The 18,378-nt window shown below is 51.6% G+C and carries 15 protein-coding genes; 14 read left to right on the top strand and 1 reads right to left on the bottom strand.

The window, feature by feature from the left end; all coding sequences use genetic code 11:
• Nucleotides 1-202 precede the first annotated feature (202 nt).
• From K9N57_06680 to K9N57_06615, 14 genes are all read left to right on the top strand, one after another.
• Complete coding sequence (locus tag K9N57_06680) at nucleotides 203-1,117, top strand: TRAP transporter TatT component family protein (GenBank protein ID MCF7803857.1); 915 nt, start codon at nucleotides 203-205, stop codon at nucleotides 1,115-1,117.
• A 53-nt stretch (nucleotides 1,118-1,170) separates the two neighbouring features.
• Entirely contained in the window at nucleotides 1,171-2,229 is a 1,059-nt protein-coding gene (dctP, locus tag K9N57_06675; protein MCF7803856.1) for a TRAP transporter substrate-binding protein DctP, read from the top strand.
• A gap of 1,116 nt (nucleotides 2,230-3,345) precedes the next feature.
• The gene (locus K9N57_06670; GenBank protein MCF7803855.1) at nucleotides 3,346-5,181 is read left to right on the top strand and encodes a TRAP transporter large permease subunit; all 1,836 of its coding nucleotides are present in this window, start codon (nucleotides 3,346-3,348) and stop codon (nucleotides 5,179-5,181) included.
• A 169-nt stretch (nucleotides 5,182-5,350) separates the two neighbouring features.
• Complete coding sequence (locus K9N57_06665) at nucleotides 5,351-5,872, top strand: type II toxin-antitoxin system prevent-host-death family antitoxin (protein MCF7803854.1); 522 nt, start codon at nucleotides 5,351-5,353, stop codon at nucleotides 5,870-5,872.
• A gap of 125 nt (nucleotides 5,873-5,997) precedes the next feature.
• Entirely contained in the window at nucleotides 5,998-6,702 is a 705-nt protein-coding gene (locus K9N57_06660) for a hypothetical protein (GenBank protein MCF7803853.1), read from the top strand.
• Between the two features lie 236 nt (nucleotides 6,703-6,938).
• Nucleotides 6,939-7,622: a hypothetical protein gene (locus K9N57_06655; protein ID MCF7803852.1), complete on the top strand. Its 684-nt coding sequence runs from the start codon at nucleotides 6,939-6,941 to the stop codon at nucleotides 7,620-7,622.
• 71 nt (nucleotides 7,623-7,693) lie between these two features.
• Complete coding sequence (gene ppdK, locus K9N57_06650) at nucleotides 7,694-10,453, top strand: pyruvate, phosphate dikinase (protein ID MCF7803851.1); 2,760 nt, start codon at nucleotides 7,694-7,696, stop codon at nucleotides 10,451-10,453.
• A 504-nt stretch (nucleotides 10,454-10,957) separates the two neighbouring features.
• Entirely contained in the window at nucleotides 10,958-11,638 is a 681-nt protein-coding gene (locus K9N57_06645) for a 5'-methylthioadenosine/S-adenosylhomocysteine nucleosidase (protein MCF7803850.1), read from the top strand.
• Complete coding sequence (locus K9N57_06640) at nucleotides 11,639-12,490, top strand: glycosyltransferase (protein MCF7803849.1); 852 nt, start codon at nucleotides 11,639-11,641, stop codon at nucleotides 12,488-12,490.
• Nucleotides 12,491-12,715: 225 nt separating this feature from the next.
• Entirely contained in the window at nucleotides 12,716-13,042 is a 327-nt protein-coding gene (locus K9N57_06635) for a rhodanese-like domain-containing protein (GenBank protein MCF7803848.1), read from the top strand.
• 2 nt (nucleotides 13,043-13,044) lie between these two features.
• Nucleotides 13,045-13,884, top strand: coding sequence for an aminotransferase class IV (locus K9N57_06630; GenBank protein MCF7803847.1), 840 nt, complete (start codon nucleotides 13,045-13,047; stop codon nucleotides 13,882-13,884).
• A gap of 48 nt (nucleotides 13,885-13,932) precedes the next feature.
• Complete coding sequence (locus K9N57_06625) at nucleotides 13,933-14,502, top strand: methyltransferase domain-containing protein (protein ID MCF7803846.1); 570 nt, start codon at nucleotides 13,933-13,935, stop codon at nucleotides 14,500-14,502.
• A 14-nt stretch (nucleotides 14,503-14,516) separates the two neighbouring features.
• Nucleotides 14,517-14,984 (top strand): rhodanese-like domain-containing protein, encoded by a 468-nt coding sequence (locus K9N57_06620; GenBank protein MCF7803845.1) that lies wholly within the window; start codon nucleotides 14,517-14,519, stop codon nucleotides 14,982-14,984.
• 330 nt (nucleotides 14,985-15,314) lie between these two features.
• On the top strand, nucleotides 15,315-17,195 hold the full coding sequence (locus tag K9N57_06615; protein ID MCF7803844.1) for an acyl-CoA dehydrogenase family protein: 1,881 nt from the start codon (nucleotides 15,315-15,317) through the stop codon (nucleotides 17,193-17,195).
• A gap of 257 nt (nucleotides 17,196-17,452) precedes the next feature.
• On the opposite strand, the gene prmA is transcribed toward K9N57_06615, so the two are convergent.
• Nucleotides 17,453-18,376 carry a 50S ribosomal protein L11 methyltransferase gene (gene prmA, locus K9N57_06610; protein MCF7803843.1) on the bottom strand — a complete coding sequence of 308 codons (924 nt, stop codon included), beginning with the start codon at nucleotides 18,374-18,376 and terminating at the stop codon, nucleotides 17,453-17,455.
• Nucleotides 18,377-18,378: the final 2 nt, after the last annotated feature.

Below are 18,378 nucleotides of genomic sequence, written 5' to 3'. Positions count from 1 at the left end.
CGATGGAATCGAACCGCAGCCGCCCCAACGGGATCCCTGCGGGGAAGGGTCATTCTATTGCCAGAATATTTGAGAAATAACCTGCCAGCGCTCCTATTCTTTTATACATTATAACCAGCGGGATTTACTGCACATCTCCGCATCCTTGATTGATAAACACAATTTGTTCCTGCCCAATTAAACGTTACGGGAATCTTTGGATATGATTGACCAGCGCAGTCGATTTGTCATTTTGACCGGCATCGTCCTGATTCTTCTCTCTGGCTGTTCCGTCAAAAAGATGGCCATGAGGCAGGTTGCCGGTTCGTTCGATAACGCCATGGACGCCTATACCAGAGATGGCGATCCGGAGTTCGTCGAGGAAGCTATGCCCTCCACCCTGAAAATGGTGGAGATGCTTTTAACCGGGTCGCCGGAGAACCCCCAGCTATTGAATGCGGCGGCCGGCGGATTCACCATGTATTCACATGCCTTTATCATGCAAGAGGCCGATGTGGTCGAGGAAAACGGGAATATCGAGCAAGCCCGGCAGATGCGGGATCGCGGGAAACAGATGTTCCTCCGTGCCAGAGATTATGGACTCCGGGGCCTGGAGGTAAAGTATCCCGGATTTCGTGCCGGTCTTAATCAAAATGCGGACTCAACAGTGCAACAAGTTTCCGTGGACGACCTTTCATTTCTTTACTGGACGGCGGCCTCATGGGGCAGCGCCATCAGTTCGGATACAGACGATTACAAGTTGGTTTTGGACTTACCCAAGGTGGAAGCCCTGATCACCCGGGCGCTGGAGCTGGATGACACCTGGGGAGACGGTCAGCTGCACGACTTTATGATTTCGTTTCAGGCCGGCCGCGCCGGTATGGGGGGCTCTATAGATTCGGCAGAGTACCACTTTCAGCGGGCACTGGAACTAAACCAGGGGCACTCCGCCGGTACTTATGTGACGGCGGCGGAAGCGATAGCCGTCCGGCAGCAGGATCAGGAACGATTCCGGAAATTACTAGACAAAGCGCTGGCCGTGGATATAGAGAAATATCCGGATTTACGATTGTCAAATGCATTGGCACACCGGCGGGCTGAATGGCTGCTGGAACATATAGATCGATATTTTTACTAATGTCACCAGAAACTGAAATCGGTATTAATTTCTAAACACAATCGGAAATATTTATGACCTTATATTTAAAAAAATTTTCTCGCGGTATAGTGGGAGTGGCAGTGCTTGGGCTGATACTATCTCCGTTTACTCAATCAGCGGCGAAGCCGATTCAGATTAAAATTGCGACGTTAGTGCCGAAATCTACCGGATATTACGAGGTACTGCAGGATATCGCGACCGATTGGGAGAAGATTACAAATGGCGAAGTCTCCGTCCGGATCTATCCCGGTGGCGTGACCGGTGACGAACGCGATATGATTCGAAAGATGCGCATCGACCAAATTCAGGCGGCGGCCGTTAGCACGAAGGGATTGCAATTTATCCATGATGCGGTGTACGGGCTCAATTATCCAATGATGGTGCAAAGCTGGGACGAATTGGACTGGTTACGGGAGCGGATCGGTCCGTCCCTGCGGCAAAAATTTAGCGACCGGGGATTTGAACTGCTCTTCTGGGCGGATGTCGGCTGGATATACTTTTTTTCCACCGAACCGATCATGAAGCCAGCAGATGTAAAAAGCTTGAAACTATTTACCCGCGCCACGGATTTTGACGATCTCGAACTATGGAGGTCCTCCGGATTTAATCCTGTCCCGTTGACGACTAGTGACGTGCTCCCGGGACTCCAGACCGGACTCATTGACGTGGTGCAGGCGCCGGCATTTTTGGTGCTGTCGTCCCAGTGGTTCGGTATCGCCAACCATATGCTGAACGTGAAATGGGCAGCACTCTCCGGCGGGTTCGTGATCACCAATAAGGCGTGGGAACGGGTGCCGGAACAGTATCGGGAACCAATGCGAGAGGCCGCGATAGAGCGCAGCAAGCGGATTAAGAACGAAATTCGGTATAATTCGGATCAGGCCATCGACATTATGAAAAAGCACGGGCTAGTAGTGCATACGCCGGACGAAGAAATGATGGAGGTCTGGCGAAAAGAGACCGAGTCTTATTACCCCGGATTCAAAGGTGTTCTGGTTCCGGACGCAATGCACGAACGCGTGATGAATCTCTGGCCGCAACTCAAGGAATACCGGCAGTCAAAGCAGGATAGTAGCCAGGCGGTGAAGTAGATTTTCCCAGTGCATACCAACGAGTCCTCCAGAGTGGAGTCCTGCCTTTGAATGAAATTCAAAGGCTCCATACGTTAGCCTCGCAATCTCATTGCGAGACGGGAAAAGGTGTATTTGTGGCGCTGGGGATTTCTTTACGTGATTCCTCCGTTCGCTGACGCTCGGTCGGGATGACTCATTTTATTTTACTTTTCCACAATACCAAAACCTACTAGTCATCCTGAGCGACTCCGCGCAAGCGGAGGAGCCGTCCCAAGGGGATCCCTTTGGGGAAGGATCTCGTCAACTCAACTCCGGAAGTTCCCTCACAAGATTTCTTCGCTCTCCCGACATGTCATGAGCGGTCGGAATGACTTGATTTCCCGTCGGTGATCCCTTTAAGGGTCACCGACGCTGGTAGCGGTCGGTGACGGGAGGGTTGATATCGTTGCGGAGGATTCTCGGTAAAATACAAGTAGTCAGTCTTCATAAAACGGAGGGCCGGCAGCCGCCGGGATTCAGTCGGAATGACTTGGTTCTTGATTAGTCCTAGGATAAAAGCAACACTAGTCATCCTGAGCGAGCAGAGCGAGCCCAACGGGATCACTGCGGGGAAGGATCTGGTGATTTCATCCTGGGAGAGTAATTCCCGAGATTCCTCCTCCAGGAGGAGTCATTCACCAAAAGTCACTGATGAGACCTTCCCGGGAGGCTTCACTTTGCTCCGCTCGGAATAACTATATTTTCAATATACCCTGCATAATTCATGAAATAGCAGCACATTTTTCGGGAATCCAATTGAATAAATATTCAGTGGGTTTTTCAGAACCAGAGAAAGTATTGGAAATGTTCCAAGGAGAGACGTTCTATGCAGGCTGTGTGAAAACAGAAAAACATTGATCTTACCGCATATGGAAGACGTTAATTTTTTCCGATTTATGAATAATGCAGGATAAGTATTTCAAAGCCAAAAGGAACAAGAATATTGCGTCCGAGAGTTCTCTGTGGGTTCTTACGGACGCTGGGCGGGATCAGCGATTGAAATAGTTACTTTTTACGTGCGTCTCCGTCAATTGCACACTACATTATATACCTTCAATTCCACAACCCTGATTAACACCGGAAACGAAATACAGCGTGCTGGGCCTCAAGACACCGACATCCGTTTCTTCCGTATTGGAAGCCGTAGAGAGCTGGTTTACCTACCTGATTCTCCTCGCGCTCATGCTGTTGCCGCTCGGTGAAATCATTACCCGGAATTTCCTCGGTTCAAGTATGCCCGGGGCGGTATTGGTGGTCCAGCACCTGACGCTCTGGATCGGTGTTGTGGGGGCCGCGCTGGCCGCGCGATATGACCGGCTCCTTTCATTTACCCTGGGGATTCAGTTTTTACAGGGTGACTCCAAACTCTCCCACACAGCTAATTTTATTGCGTGTACCGTAGGATCCGCCGTATCGCTGGGACTCGCCAAAGCCAGTTTTGATCTAGTGAAATCCGAGTTTGAGTTTCCCACGTACATTATGGGTGGTGTGCCGACCTGGGCCGCGGAACTGGTTATGCCGCTGGGCTTCCTGCTTATCGCTATCCGGCTGTTCATGCACGGCACCGAGACAATCACCGAACGACTTGCAGGCCTTTCGGTGATTGTCGGATTAAGCATGATCGGGATTTTTTCTTCGCTGGCCGGTTCCGGTATTGTCTGGGTTGGATTTGTGGTACTCTTTCTGGCGATTATCGCCGGGACGCCGGTGTTCATCGCGCTGGGCGGTGCAGCGTTACTCTTATTCTGGCATAATCAGGTACCGATTGCCTCTATTCCCAGCGAAATGTATCGCATCGTTACGTCGCCGATCCTTCCGACGATTCCGTTGTTTACGCTGGCTGGTTATTTCCTCTCGGAAGGTGGCGCGTCCAAGCGACTGGTCCGGGTATTCCGGACCTGGTTCGGCTGGATGCCCGGCGGGGAAGCGATTGCGACTATCCTGGTCTGCGCGTTTTTTACGGCATTCACCGGCGGCTCCGGCGTTACGATTCTGGCGTTTGGTGGCCTGCTAATGCCGCTGCTGCTCCGTGCCGGCTATAAGGAAGAGTTCTCGCTGGGATTGGTGACGGCTTCAGGTTCGCTGGGATTGCTATTTCCCCCGAGTCTGCCGATTATTCTGTATGCGGTAATCGCCCACGTACCGGTGCCGAATCTGTTCCTAGGCGGGATTATTCCGGGCTTGCTGTTGTTGGGACTTCTGGCGCTTTGGGGATTCCGACACGGTGCAGCAACAAAATCAGTCACGCGAACGCCGTTCGGCTGGCAGGACGCGCTGGATTCGCTATGGAAGGCCAAGTGGGAAGTGGCGATCCCGTTTATTATCCTGATCGGAATTTTCGGCGGGTACGCCTCGCTGGTGGAAACGGCAGCTATCGCGGCCGCTTACACGCTGGCCATCGAGGTGTTTGTCTACCGCGATCTCGGTCTTGGTAAAGATTTCCGCGAGGTATTGAAAGAGTGTGCCATTTTGGTTGGCGGGGTCCTCATTATTCTCGGTGTGGCTATGGGATTCACCAGCTACCTGATCGACGCACAAATTCCAATGAAGACCCTGGCGTGGGTGCAGGCGCACATTGAGTCGAAATATGTCTTTCTCCTGTTATTGAATATCTTTCTGATCCTGACTGGCGCGATTATGGAAATTTTCTCTGCGCTGGTGGTGGTAGTTCCATTAATTACTCCGCTGGGCGCCGCTTTCGGTATCGATCCTGTTCACCTTGGCATCATTTTTCTCGCCAACCTTGAACTCGGCTTCCTGACGCCGCCAATCGGCATGAACCTGTTTCTCTCTTCCTACCGATTCGACAAGCCATTAACGGAAGTCTATCTTTCTACAGTTGTTCCTTTGATTATTCTCCTCCTGGGCGTCATGGCGATCACCTATATTCCGTGGCTCACTGAATTCTTACCGAATCTTATCTCGTTTTAACGCACCCGGAAGTTTATTGGAAAACTACGGATGCGCGAAATCGTATGCTTGCAATTCTCCTGTTTTTGACCAATATTAACGACTGTATTTTAGTCGAAATTTTAGACATCTTGAATTAATGTGATATAGAGGGTCATCTATGAAAACACTATCACTATCGGAAGTGAAAATGAAATTGAGTCAATTCGTGGAGGAGGTCTCCGAAACTGATAATCCCATCAGCATTACCCGGAACGGTGAAGCTATTGCAGTCCTGTTAAGCCAGGAAACGTTTGACGGCTGGCACGAGACCATGGAGATAATGCGGGATGTGGATTTTTATAAGACTATTCTGAAGAGTATGCATGAGCTGAGTCGCGGGGAGGGATTATCGCTAACCTCCGATGAACTATTTCGGGATCGGCTGAATGCAAAAAAGACCTATGATCAGCCGGTCAGAATCAAAGTCCTGCCTCCGGTGAAAAAGGCGCTGCAGGATCTTCATCCGGAGACCCAGCAGAAAATTTTTAGTTACCTGAAAAAGCTATCCGAAAAGGAAGTGAAGGGTACCATGCTTAAAAACGGGCTCGAAGGATTGGCGTATTTCCGGCTCGGAAAATACCGCCTTTTTTATCGCTGGAAAGTTCGCTCCATCGAACTCGTGATGATCGATCTGCGGGAAACAGTGTACCAGCAGACGATTACCCTATAACTTCGCGCCCCGGTTTAATCTGAAGATATTTTTCCGGGGAATTATCCTTCCTCTGGTCTTATTCCAAAGAAATGGATGGTGATTATTTCTTTGGAAAAGCACGGCAGAAGTTCCAAATTTAAGTTATGGATTATAGTAAACGAATTTCAATAGTAGTTCTCTTCGCTTGTATCGCCGGGATTTCCCTGTATACCTGTGAAGGGCATAACGTCGATATTCAGGATGTCACTCTGGATGGCGTGGTCTACCAAACGACCAATGATTTTGGCGTTATTATGGATGTCCGCCGACTCGGCTCGCCCATGTACGGGCTTGATCCGATGGTCAACGGCGTGCCCATGACGAATATCGATCGTTCCGAGCGATACGTGCTGGAGCAAACCGTCGCCGAATTTCGACACGACTCGACGTATACGATGGAAGTCTCCATCCAGGACCGCATGTTTGTGGACTCCGTCACTACGCCAGGAGACTTCCGGATTTATACTGACGGCGCCGATACAATACATGTTTTGAGGGGCGCTGAGCCACGGCCGGTCTGGTCGATGGCGGATTCCGTGTCCCGGTATATGGTGGAACTTGTGTACATAGAGGGCAATGGTGAAGAGAGTGTGCAATTAGAAGCCGATATCGGGCCGGATACGACGTATACCCTGCCGCTTATGGATGTGGTTGGCGTTTACCGCTTCTCCGTGTATGCTTATCACAACAGCGTCTATCATCCCGGAAAGGGCTATATGAAAGGATACACAACTCCCAGCGATTGGGTTATCGACGGGGCGTGGTCCGCCTGGGTGCGACGTTCGATCGTTTATTGGGTGACTTTATAACTGTTTGCACCTTCCCAATCTGTCCCCCGCGTATAATTTTGTCCATCTGTTAGTTATTTCCACAGAATTATTGAAATCCTATAAAAATTCATCTACATTACCTTGATATGTTGAAGAAGGTGAATCAAATATTGCGATTTGCTGTTTTTACAGGCCTTCTTTTTATTATTCCTTTTTATAGTGGCTTTGCCGGATTTCAACAGGATGTGCTTGCCGGAGAAAGTGTACCCCCCGCAATGCAAGCTGGAGAACACCAGGAGATGGTGGTGTTGCTGCATGGCGCCCTGAAAACGGCGTATTCCATGAAACGGCTCCAGAATATGTTTGAAAATGAGGGCTATCTCACCTTCAACTGGGATTATGACAGCCGGGATTATACCGTCGAGGAAAATGCGGCAAAACTTGATTCTATACTCCGTGGACAGGACTATCTGGAACACAGGATCCACTTTGTTACCCACAGCATGGGCGGCATTATTATCCGGTATTACCTGGAGAAGTATCCCCCGCCGCATCCGGGCCGATTTGTGATGATTGCACCGCCGAATCAGGGCAGCCTGATTGCTGATGAACTCCAGGAATTTCCGCCGTTCCGGTGGCTCTATAAAAAGAATGTGGACTATTTGACTACCGGCGCCGACGCCTTTGCGCCGAATGCCGGTATACCGCCGGTAGAGTTTGGTATTATAGCCGGAGGAACAGGCGGAAAGTACGGCTATGCCTGGTATCTTCCCGGCGATGATGACGGCACCATCTCGGTTGAACAAACCAAATTGAATGGAGCACAGGATTTTATCCTGGTGCATGCCATTCATGCGAACATCATGATGCAGGATCAAACGTTGCGCCAATCGCTGCACTTTATAGAAAACGGGCACTTTGAACACCAGCAACTGAGTCAGACAGATTGGCCATTTTAACGGGGAGTTGAACACACAAAGGCATATGGATTGTTAATCTTTAAAACCATAACAGACTGACAGGAGCTTGTATGAGTAACGACAAATACGTCTATTATTTTGGCGATGGCCAGGCAGAAGGTTCGGCCGAGATGAAGAATCTGCTGGGAGGCAAAGGCGCCAACCTTGCGGAGATGACTAATCTCGGGGTGCCGGTACCGCCCGGCTTTTCAATTTCAACGGAAGTGTGTACGTACTATTACACACATGACGATACCTATCCGGAAGGCCTGGAGGATCAGGTTGAGAAAGCGTTGAAGAAAGTCGAAGATGTGATGGGGAAGAAATTCGGCGATAAGGAAGATCCGCTGCTATTCTCTGTTCGATCCGGCGCACGTGCTTCCATGCCGGGAATGATGGATACGGTGCTGAACCTGGGGCTAAATGACGAAGCCGTGCAGGGGCTCGCCGAGCGGGCGAACCCACGATTCGCATGGGATTCGTATCGTCGTTTTGTCACTATGTTTGGCGACGTAGTATTGGGAATCCGTCCCGAGTCCAAAGATGATGAAGATCCGTTTGAAGTCGAACTGGATAAAATCAAAGATAAGTACGGTGCAGATGAAGACGTTGATTTGAGCGTCGAGGCGCTGAAAGAACTGGTTGATAATTATAAAGAAATTATCGAAGCCAAAACCGGTGAGCCGTTCCCTGAAGATCCGGAAAAGCAGCTCTGGATGTCTATCGGTGCAGTCTTCGGTTCCTGGAATAACGAGCGCGCTATTGCATACCGCGAACTGAACAATATCCCGGATGAGTGGGGAACCGCGGTCAACGTACAGACCATGGTTTTCGGTAACCTCGGTGAAGGGTCTGCTACCGGTGTAGCTTTTACGCGAAATCCGGCCACGGGCGAAAATAAATTTTTCGGTGAGTACCTGCCGAACGCCCAGGGTGAAGATGTGGTTGCCGGTATCCGGACGCCGCATCCGATTAACAAGGAGGACGAAACCCAAGACGGTCCGACATCTCTGGAAACAGAAATGCCGGAACAGTATAACGAACTCATCGAGATCCAGGATCGGCTGGAAAAGCACTACAAGAATATGCAGGATCTTGAGTTCACCATTCAGGATGGCAAACTCTGGATGCTCCAGACCCGAAACGGGAAACGGACGGCAATCGCCGCTATCCGCATGGCCGCCGAAATGGTGGAAGAAGGATTAATCAACAAGGATACGGCTCTGCTCCGCGTAGAAGATCCGGAATATCTGAACCAGCTGCTCCGGCCACTGTTCAATCCGGACGAAAAACAGAAAGCGCTTGATGAGGGGAAGAAATTGGCCGAAGGATTGCCCGCCGGTCCCGGCGCCGCAAGCGGTCGCGTTGTGTTTAACGCACCGGATGCCGTGGAATGGAAGAAGCGCGGCGAGGATGTAATCCTGGTGCGGTTGGAAACCAGCCCGGAAGACATCCGTGGTATGGATGCCGCGGAAGGTATTTTGACCGCCCGCGGCGGTATGACCTCGCATGCGGCACTGGTTGCCCGCCAGATGGGTAAAACATGTATCGTCGGCTGTGACGCCCTGGAGATTAGCTATAAGAAGCGCCAGATGACGCTGCCTGACGGCCGTGTGGTCAAAGAAGGCGACTGGATCTCCATTGACGGTACCATGGGCGAAGTCATCGCAGGCGGACTGGAAACGGAGCCGTCCGAAGTGGTGCGTGTGCTGATCGAAGGCACCATGGAGCCGGATGAGTCCAAAGATTTTCATATCTTCAAAGAATTTATGGAATGGGCCGACGATGTTCGCGAACTCGGAGTCCGGACCAACGCCGACCAGCCGGATCAGGCGAAATCTGCGGTGGCACTTGGTGCCGAAGGTATCGGGCTGACCCGGACCGAACATATGTTCTTCGGCGGCAACAGGATCGATGCGGTGCGTGAAATGATTCTCGCCGACGACACGGAAGGCCGCGAAAAAGCGCTTGAGAAACTCCTGCCGATGCAGCGGGATGACTTCAAGGGCATCTTCGAGGCGATGGAATCTCGTCCGGTTACAATTCGGACACTGGATCCACCGCTGCACGAATTCCTGCCGCATACTGATGAAGAAATCGTGGATCTTGCAAAGAAACTCGATGTCTCCGAAGAAAAGATCCGGAATAACATTGAGGCGCTCCATGAGATGAACCCGATGCTCGGACATCGCGGCTGCCGTCTCGGCATCACCTATCCGGAAATCACCCGGATGCAGGTGCGGGCGATCATGGAAGCCGCCTGCGAAGTCAAGAAAGAGGGCGGCGATCCCCATCCGGAGATTATGATTCCGCTGGTTGGCAATGCCGAAGAGCTGCGCCTGCAGGAAAAAGAGGCGCGGGCAGAAGCGGAAGCCGTGCTCGAAGAGACCGGCATCCAGGTGGACTACCTGGTCGGGACCATGATTGAGATTCCGCGGGCCGCGTTAACGGCTGATGACATCGCCAAGAATGCTGAGTTCTTCAGCTTCGGTACCAACGATCTCACCCAGACAACCCTGGGTATCTCCAGAGATGACGCTGGCCGGTTCCTGCCGGAATACGTGGAACGGAAGATCTACAAGAAGGATCCGTTCGCGGCTATCGATCAGACCGGTGTCGGAAGACTGATGGAGATGGGCGTGGAACTTGGACGGAAAACCCGGCCCGAGCTCAAGGTCGGTATCTGTGGCGAACACGGCGGCGAACCGGCCTCCGTAGAGTTCTGCCATCGTATCGGACTCAACTACGTCAGTTGCTCACCGTTCCGTCTGCCGATTGCCCGGCTTGCCGCAGCCCAGGCAGTCCTGAAGGAACAGGGCAAAACGTCGTAAGATCAGTTACATAAAAGCAGTAATACAAAAAGCCACCTTTCCGAGGTGGCTTTTTGTATTTAGAGTGTTCGGGTGTTCAGGTAAACAAACAGAATCATTCCGACCGAGTCCGGCGGCTGCCGGATGAGTGTCTCACCAGAGACTCCTCCCGGAGGAGGAATCTCGTGAAGGAACCTCCTGACCCATAAATATGCTCTTCTCGCCTCGTAATAAGATTGCGAGGCTACCTTAGGCACCCTTGGAATCTCAGTTGAAGCCGAACATATTCCACCGCCGATCGCTCTCGGCGTCGGTGGCGGTGAATTCAGTTTCATTTCTAAACCGTCGGCGACCCTTGAAAGGATCCCCTTGGGACGGCGCCTCCGATAAATCGGACTCCGTTCAGGATGACTGGTGAGGCTATTGTCTGGTGGTGAAATTAATACTCCCCTTGCAAATCGGGGCGTTCCGTTCTAAACTTATCTCCGTTGTGAGGCAAACTAATTTCATTCCGGGAAATCGTATATGAATATCGTGATCGCAGTGGCACACCAGCTGGAACTGGACCCGTTTAAAGCCAAATTTTCGGTTGAGGAGAGTTACAATAATGGACACGGGAAGGTCTATCTGCTGGAGACCGGGCATAGCGCCGTTCGACTGGTGCGCACCGGGATCGGCATGGAGAACGCCCGAAAGAGTATGGGAAATACGCTGAAACAGCTCTCCGATGATGATATTCGTCCGGATCTCCTGATTAATTTTGGCACGAGCGGCGCAATTCATCCGGATCGGACAGTCGAAGACCTCGTCGTCGGCACGGAAGCCGCCTCAAACGGCGGGGATACCATTGCGCTGGACACCATCTGGAGCGACCACTGTATTGAGTATCTGGTGACTTTGAAGCGCCCGTATTTCCGGGGACCAATCTACTCTACTGACAAAGCTGTGACCGATGAACAACAGCGGCGGACTATCTACAGAGAGACCACCGCCCAGGTTGTGGATATGGAGTGCTTCAGTTTGGCGGAAGTCGCCGGGGAATACGCCATACCGTTTATCTCGATGAAGTATGTGAGTGACAACGCCGACGAGTTCGCAATAAAGGATTTTATGGCCAATCTGGAAGACGCCACGCATGATTTGAGCGATCTGATGTACGGCTTCCTGGAGTATCTGCAGGAACATAAAAGCCGTCTCCTGGCATAGATGGATATAGCTGTCGTCATCCCGGTCTATAACCGTCCGGACAAAGTACAGCGCGCCCTCAACTCAGTCCTGAACCAAACGTATCCGCCCAAAGAAATCCTTGTCACCGACGACGGTTCCACTGACGGTACCACCGCAGTATTGGAAAAATACCACCAGTCCAATCCCGATCTCATCCGGGTTTTCACACATCCCGATAACAATGGTGTGTCCACAGCACGGAATACGGCAATTAAAAATAGTGAAAGCAGATGGATTGCACTCCTGGACTCCGACGACGAATGGATGCCGGAGAAGCTGGAGCGCCAGGTGAAGTATCATAAGGTACATCCTGAGTTAGAGGTATCCCAGTGTAACGAAATATGGGTGCGAAACGGGAAGCGCGTCAACAAGCGTGATATTCACCGGAAAAAGGGTGGGCGGATTTTTACCGAAAGCCTGAAACTCTGCCTGGTGAGCCCGTCGGCGGCGGTGATTCATCGACCAATCTTCGATGAAATCGGTTACTTCGACGAATCCATGCCGGCCTGCGAGGATTACGACTTCTGGCTCCGGGTACTGGTGCACTATCCCATCGGACTGCTTGACGAACCGCTCTTAACGAGATACGGCGGACACCAGGATCAGCTTTCTGCCCAATATTGGGGCATGGATCGCTGGCGGGTGCAGGCCATGGAAAAGCACGCTGACAAGGATCTTCCAGTGGAATGGAAAAGAGCGCTGTATAAAGAATTGATCGAAAAGCTGGAAATTTTGCACCAGGGCGCCGAAAAGCGGGATAAGCCGGTGGCCGAGGAGTATCAGAGGAAGATTGAACGATACGGGCAAAGATTGAAAAATATAACACGCTGATAACGCAGATTGAGGTGATGACAGCTGATAAAAAAATTAGTACCTGCTTGACCAGCAATGTTTCCTCTGGTGAAGTGCGAACCCGAGCGAATAGCCTTGGAATTTCATTCCAGGGGTGAGGATTAAGCCTAATACCGGTTTTACCGTTGTTTATTCTTTGTGAAAAAACATCTAAATTATTTTATAGAGAAAATGCTATATGAATTTTCAAGGGAACCAGAGCATATGAATACAAGGGTCAAACAGATAACTCCCGAAGAGCTGAAGGAGATGCAGAAGTCCGGAGGAGTGAAACTCATCGACGTGCGGGAAAAGCGGGAGTGGGACTACTGCAATATAGACGGCGCAGAATTGATTCCGGTACAAAATATTCAGAGCGCTGACATCGACGCGGATGAGGATGAGACGATTGTGGTATACTGCCATACCGGTCAGCGGAGTTTTTTTGCGACGCAGATTCTCATGAAGCGGGGATACGAGAATGTGTTCAATCTCCAGGGCGGTATCGATGCCTACTCCAATCGTGTTGATCCGGAAATTCCGAGGTACTGAGGATGGCTGAGTATTACATTAACCGGAAATGGGTTGATGCGGAACAGGCCGCGATCTCTCTGCACGATGCCGGCTTTCTCCGGGGTGACGGCATTTTTGAAACGGTGGCGCTGGAAGGGGGAGGCCTGTTTCGCCTGGATGATCACCTGGAACGGATGTTCCAGGGACTAAAAATGATTCGAATCAGGTCAAACGAATCCCAGGGAGAGATCGCTGAACTAGTCCGGGAGTATGTTCGGAGAAATTCCCTGCGGGAGGCGGTTATTAGAATCATCATAACCCGGGGGATTTATACCGGAATGCCGTGGGAACACACCGGTTTGAATAGCATTTACATCACGCACAAGGCGCCATCGCAGCTCCCGGATCCTCCGGCTAAGATAGTCTATCTGGACGAGACGAAATATCCGTTGATCCGCCGGCATCCGGCGGTGAAATCGCTGAATTATCTAGGTAACATGCTGGCGAAGATGGATGCCCAGGAGGCTGGCGCCTTTGAGCCGGTCATGTACAATGCGGACGGTTATATCACAGAGGGCGGTATCCGGAATATATTCTACGTAAGAGAGGGTACAGTATTAACGCCGCCGACTTCCCTGGGAATATTGCCAGGAACCATGCGGGATGCGGTTATTGAGGTTGCCCGGCGGGAAGATATTCCGGTTGAAGAGACGCTTATCCGCAGGGAAGAAGTCGATACTATGGATGAGGCGTTCATTACCAGCACCGGTATAAAAATCCTGCCGGTGACCTGGAACAACTGGAATGGTGATTTTGTTGTAACTTCTGTATTGTCATCTACTCTAAATACGTTCATTAAAGAGGAGCGAACGGTAGTGTAAACAACTACTAGTTATCGATAGAATACCAGAGAAAAAGGCGACACTATAATGGCATATAAATTCGCGGAAAAAAAAGCGGCAAAATTGGAAAAGCAGCAGCGGTATACGGATTATAAGCCCAAAACACGTCTGAAACTTGCCGGGGTTTCCCAGGGAGACCGGGTGCTGGATATCGGTTCCGGCACCGGCTTCTATACCCGGGCAGCTGCACAGCTGGTAAAACTGGACGGATTTGTTATCGGTATCGATATCCTGAAGGGGATGGTCGACAAGGCGACATCACTGGGAGTGCCGGAAAATGTGGAATACAGAATTTCGGAGGAATCCGAATTTCCGGTGGAGGACGATGAGTTTGACTGGGCGATAATGACCAATCTGTACCACGAACTCCATGAGCCGGATGCCTTTGTGAAAGAGATTCACCGGGTGCTCAAATCAGGTGGCCGCGTGTATTTTAACGACTGGATTCCCCAGGAGGAAGAGGATGGGCCGCCGAAGGCGCATCGGGTGCCCAAATCAACCGTAATCGACAAATTTGTATCATACGGATTCGCTGTGAAAAAAGAGGATATGCTCAACAATTCACACTACGAAATTCTGTTTCGGAAAACCGAATAAACCGAGAGAGCTCTATGTCCAAAAAGACCAAATACTATATACGAAATGTACTGCTCACCGTCGGATCACTAGTCGTACTGGGTGCTATCGTGTACACGAGCTTTGCCCAACAGGGGAGTTTTAAAAATCTCTCCGTCCAGGAAGTGAAGGAACGGATGGAGTCGGGCGAAAACGATTATGTGCTCATCGATGTGCGAAGGACGCAGGAGTACACAGGGCAGCTGGGACACCTGGAAAATGCACCGCTGTATCCGATCCAAAACCTGGATATTCAGTACCATGAACTGGAACAGTACCAGAAGTCCGGCAAAGATATCATTCTCTACTGTCGTTCGGGCAACCGGAGCCGGCGCGCGGCGGAATTTCTCCATAAGCAGGGTTTTGACAATATCTATAACATGGAGGGCGGTATGCGTCGATGGAATGCGGAATTCGGTCGGCCAGCCGGCAGTGACACCCCGCCGCCGAATCGCAAAGACTGAGTTCCCTTTTAGGGTATTGTGTAAGGGAAGTGTCATTCCGACCGAATCCGGCGGCTGCCGGATGAGCGTCTCAACAGAGACTCCTCCCGGAGAAGGGATCTCGTGAAGGAACCTCCAGAGTGTAATTTACGAAATCCTTCCCCAAAGGAATCCCTCCGGGACGACTCGCTCCGCTCGCTCAGGATGACTGGTGGGATTTTGCTCCCCCTGCTCCCCCACTCCCTGTAACCCCGATCACACCCTCATCTGGAAATATTCCCTCCTGAGTCATATTTTGTGCTTAACGGCGCATCTATGACCGCCGGCTGACCTAAACGCGGGAGGCAAACTATGAGTACCTCGTCCAATAGATCCCACCAAACATCCGAAGCCCAATCCCGGAAAGTCGCGGAAGAATCCCGGGAGTCTACCTGGGAGCATCCCAGCTTTCTCCGGGAAATTTTTTTAGGCAGGCTGGATCTGGACTTAGTCCACCCGTTTCCTGACCTGGAGGGCACAGAAGAGCCGGAGTTCAAAGAATTCTATGATGAAATGAAGTCCTTCCTGCAATACGAGGTGGACTCGGACAAGATTGACCGGGAGTACAAGGTGCCGGACAAATATTACGACCGCCTCAGCGAGATGGGCGCCTTCGGGATGAAGGTCAGCGAGGAATACGGCGGGCTTGGCCTGTCGCAGGCGCAGTATAACGAGGTTATGAAACTGGTCACCAGCGCCGACGGAAGCCTGACGGCGCTACTCTCGGCACATCAGTCCATCGGGGTACCACAACCGCTGAAGCTGTTTGGTACCGAGGAGCAAAAGAAAAAGTACCTGCCGAGAGTTGCCAAAGATGAGGTCTCCGCGTTTGCCCTCACCGAGCCGGAAGTCGGATCCGATCCTGCGAGTCTGAAGACGACCGTCCGGGAAACCGACGGTGGAGATTTCATCATGAACGGGGAAAAACTGTGGACGACCAACGGTACGATTGCCGGCGTGATGGTAGTAATGGCCGCTCACGAGGATGATGGTAAAATTTCCGCCTTCATCGTGGAGTCGGACTGGGAGGGCGTCACCGTGGAGCACCGGTGTCACTTTATGGGGCTCCACGGCATCGAAAACGGCGTCATTACCTTTAACGATGTGAGAGTCCCAAGGCAGAACCTTCTCTGGGAACGCGGCAGAGGTTTGAAAATCGCTCTCACCACGTTGAATACCGGTCGTCTGGCATTGCCAGCATCGGCGGTCGGTGCGGCGAAAACCTGTCTGGAGATTGCCAGACGCTGGTCGAATGAACGGGTGCAGTGGGGACGCCCGGTGGGTCACCACGAAGCTATCGCCCAGAAGATTGCGGACATGGCTGCCGATCTGTTCGCTATGGAATCAGTCATCGATTTGGCTGCGGCCATGGCGGATCAGGAAGTGGACATCCGGCTGGAGGCAGCGGTGGCTAAACTCTACAATACCGAAGCCGGATGGCGCATTGCCGACGATCTGATGCAGATCCGCGGCGGCCGGGGTTACGAAACAGCCGATTCCCTGCGAGAGCGCGGAGAGGCGCCCATTCCTGCGGAGCGCATCCTCCGGGATTCCCGGATTAATACCATTTTCGAGGGCAGCAGCGAAATTATGCGGCTGTTCATCGCCAGGGAGGCCGTTGACAAGCATTTGGAAGTCGCGGGGGATATTGTGGATCCGGACAAGAGCTTTGGCGAAAAGCTGGCGCAATTACCGAAAATCGGCGCGTTTTATGCCTACTGGTATCCCACCAGATGGCTGGGCTGGGGACACTGGCCGCGATATGGTCAGTTCGGAGAGCTGGCCAGGCATATGCGGTTCGTGAACCGGGCAACTCGCAAACTCTCCCGGGAAATGTTTCACGGGATGGTGCGCTATGGGGGCAAACTGGAGTACAAGCAGGCGTTTCTGTTCCGTGCAGTGGACATCGGTGCCGAAATCTTTGCCATGACCGCCACCATCAGCCGGGCCACAAAGATGAACAAGGCAGGCCACAAAAATGTGCTGGACGTGGCGGACCTTTTTTGTCGCAATGCCCGGCGGCGGATTACGTCACTTTTTAAAGCACTCTGGTCTAACGATGACGTGCAAAAGTACGCATTTGCCAGAGATGTGCTGGACAGCAAATACGACTGGCTGGAGGAGGGCTCGGTGGGACTGAACCTAAAAGAAGGGCAAAGTCTGGCACCGGAGTCAAAGACGAATCTGATTTGAATCGGGAAAGAATGGCGCGCGCCGGAAGGCGGCTCCTCCCGGACCAGATGACCGCTAATTACAAACAGAAAAGTATTAACACTGAAAAACACCGAATACACTGAACCAGACTCTACGACTTACAACGGAACAACCAACAACAAACAATCCCGACTTTTAGTCAGAGGACTGTGGACTCACGACTCGTGACGGTTTAACAATAACACTGTAACACGCTAACACAATAACACGATTTTCAACTTGAACACTGGAACACATTAACACTGTGCTTTTAACAGATATCCAACCCATTTACCATCCCGCTTGCGTTCTTCAATGATCATTCCGAGGGAATCGATATATTCTTCAAGTTCTCTGGCTTCTTCGTAAAGAATGCCGCTCCAAATCAGCAGTCCGCCGGGTTTGGCGAGAGATCGCAGCTCCGCGCCGATATCCATCAGTACCTGAGAGATGATATTCGCGAATACAAGATCGTACGGTGCCGCATTTCTCAATGCATCCGTTGATCCTGTGCGGAATTGCAGTTGACTCGCGACTCCATTTCTTCGCGAGTTTTCCGTGGCTGTTTCTACAGCAACTCCATCGATATCAGCGCCATACACATCTTTGGCACCCCCCAACGCAGCAGCAATGGACAGAATTCCGGAGCCACATCCCACATCAGCGATATGCCAATTATTGATGTCCAGTTCTTCCAGGATACAGAGGCACAACTGCGTAGACTCATGCTGTCCGGTGCCGAAGGCCTGGCCGGGATCGAGCTGGATAAGAATGTCATCTGACTGCAGGTCCTCCGGTTTTTCCCAGGATGGATAGACGATAAAGTTGTTCCCAATGCGCTCGGGCTTGTAATACTGTTTCCAGTTCGCTGCCCAGTCCGTATTCCGGATAGTCCGGGTCACGACCTTTCCGGAGATCAAATTGGATTCCAACCCGTTTCTGCGTGCAATCTCATCGAACTCCTGCATGAGACGAGTGAGGTCTGCGCGTCCGGAATCTATGGCCGGCAGATACCCGCGGATAATTTCATTGTTATTCTCCTCCAGCGTTTCGCTACCGCCACAATACTCCGTGAGGGTCTCTTCAACGGTTTCCAGTAATTCATCCGGTACCGAATCAATGGGAAACCGGATTTCAATCCAGTCCGGCGCGTTGGTTTCTTCAGGATTGTTCTGCTGCACGA

The sequence above is a fragment of the Candidatus Neomarinimicrobiota bacterium genome, from assembly GCA_021734025.1.
Classification (GTDB): domain Bacteria; phylum Fidelibacterota; class JAANXI01; order JAANXI01; family JAANXI01; genus JAANXI01.
Note: the sequence above shows the minus strand (reverse complement) of the source record. Positions and strands in the feature narration are given on the sequence as shown.

Bases quoted from the DNA above. Each gene is read 5' to 3' on its own strand.
- K9N57_06635 (MCF7803848.1), top strand. From the start codon at position 12,716: ATGAATACAAGGGTCAAACAGATAACTCCCGAAGAGCTGAAGGAGATG.
- ppdK (MCF7803851.1), top strand. From the start codon at position 7,694: ATGAGTAACGACAAATACGTCTATTATTTTGGCGATGGCCAGGCAGAA.
- K9N57_06665 (MCF7803854.1), top strand. From the start codon at position 5,351: ATGAAATTGAGTCAATTCGTGGAGGAGGTCTCCGAAACTGATAATCCC.
- K9N57_06625 (MCF7803846.1), top strand. From the start codon at position 13,933: ATGGCATATAAATTCGCGGAAAAAAAAGCGGCAAAATTGGAAAAGCAG.
- K9N57_06620 (MCF7803845.1), top strand. From the start codon at position 14,517: ATGTCCAAAAAGACCAAATACTATATACGAAATGTACTGCTCACCGTC.
- K9N57_06660 (MCF7803853.1), top strand. From the start codon at position 5,998: ATGGATTATAGTAAACGAATTTCAATAGTAGTTCTCTTCGCTTGTATC.
- K9N57_06640 (MCF7803849.1), top strand. From the start codon at position 11,639: ATGGATATAGCTGTCGTCATCCCGGTCTATAACCGTCCGGACAAAGTA.
- K9N57_06630 (MCF7803847.1), top strand. From the start codon at position 13,045: ATGGCTGAGTATTACATTAACCGGAAATGGGTTGATGCGGAACAGGCC.
- K9N57_06645 (MCF7803850.1), top strand. From the start codon at position 10,958: ATGAATATCGTGATCGCAGTGGCACACCAGCTGGAACTGGACCCGTTT.
- K9N57_06615 (MCF7803844.1), top strand. From the start codon at position 15,315: ATGAGTACCTCGTCCAATAGATCCCACCAAACATCCGAAGCCCAATCC.
- K9N57_06655 (MCF7803852.1), top strand. From the start codon at position 6,939: ATGCAAGCTGGAGAACACCAGGAGATGGTGGTGTTGCTGCATGGCGCC.
- K9N57_06680 (MCF7803857.1), top strand. From the start codon at position 203: ATGATTGACCAGCGCAGTCGATTTGTCATTTTGACCGGCATCGTCCTG.
- dctP (MCF7803856.1), top strand. From the start codon at position 1,171: ATGACCTTATATTTAAAAAAATTTTCTCGCGGTATAGTGGGAGTGGCA.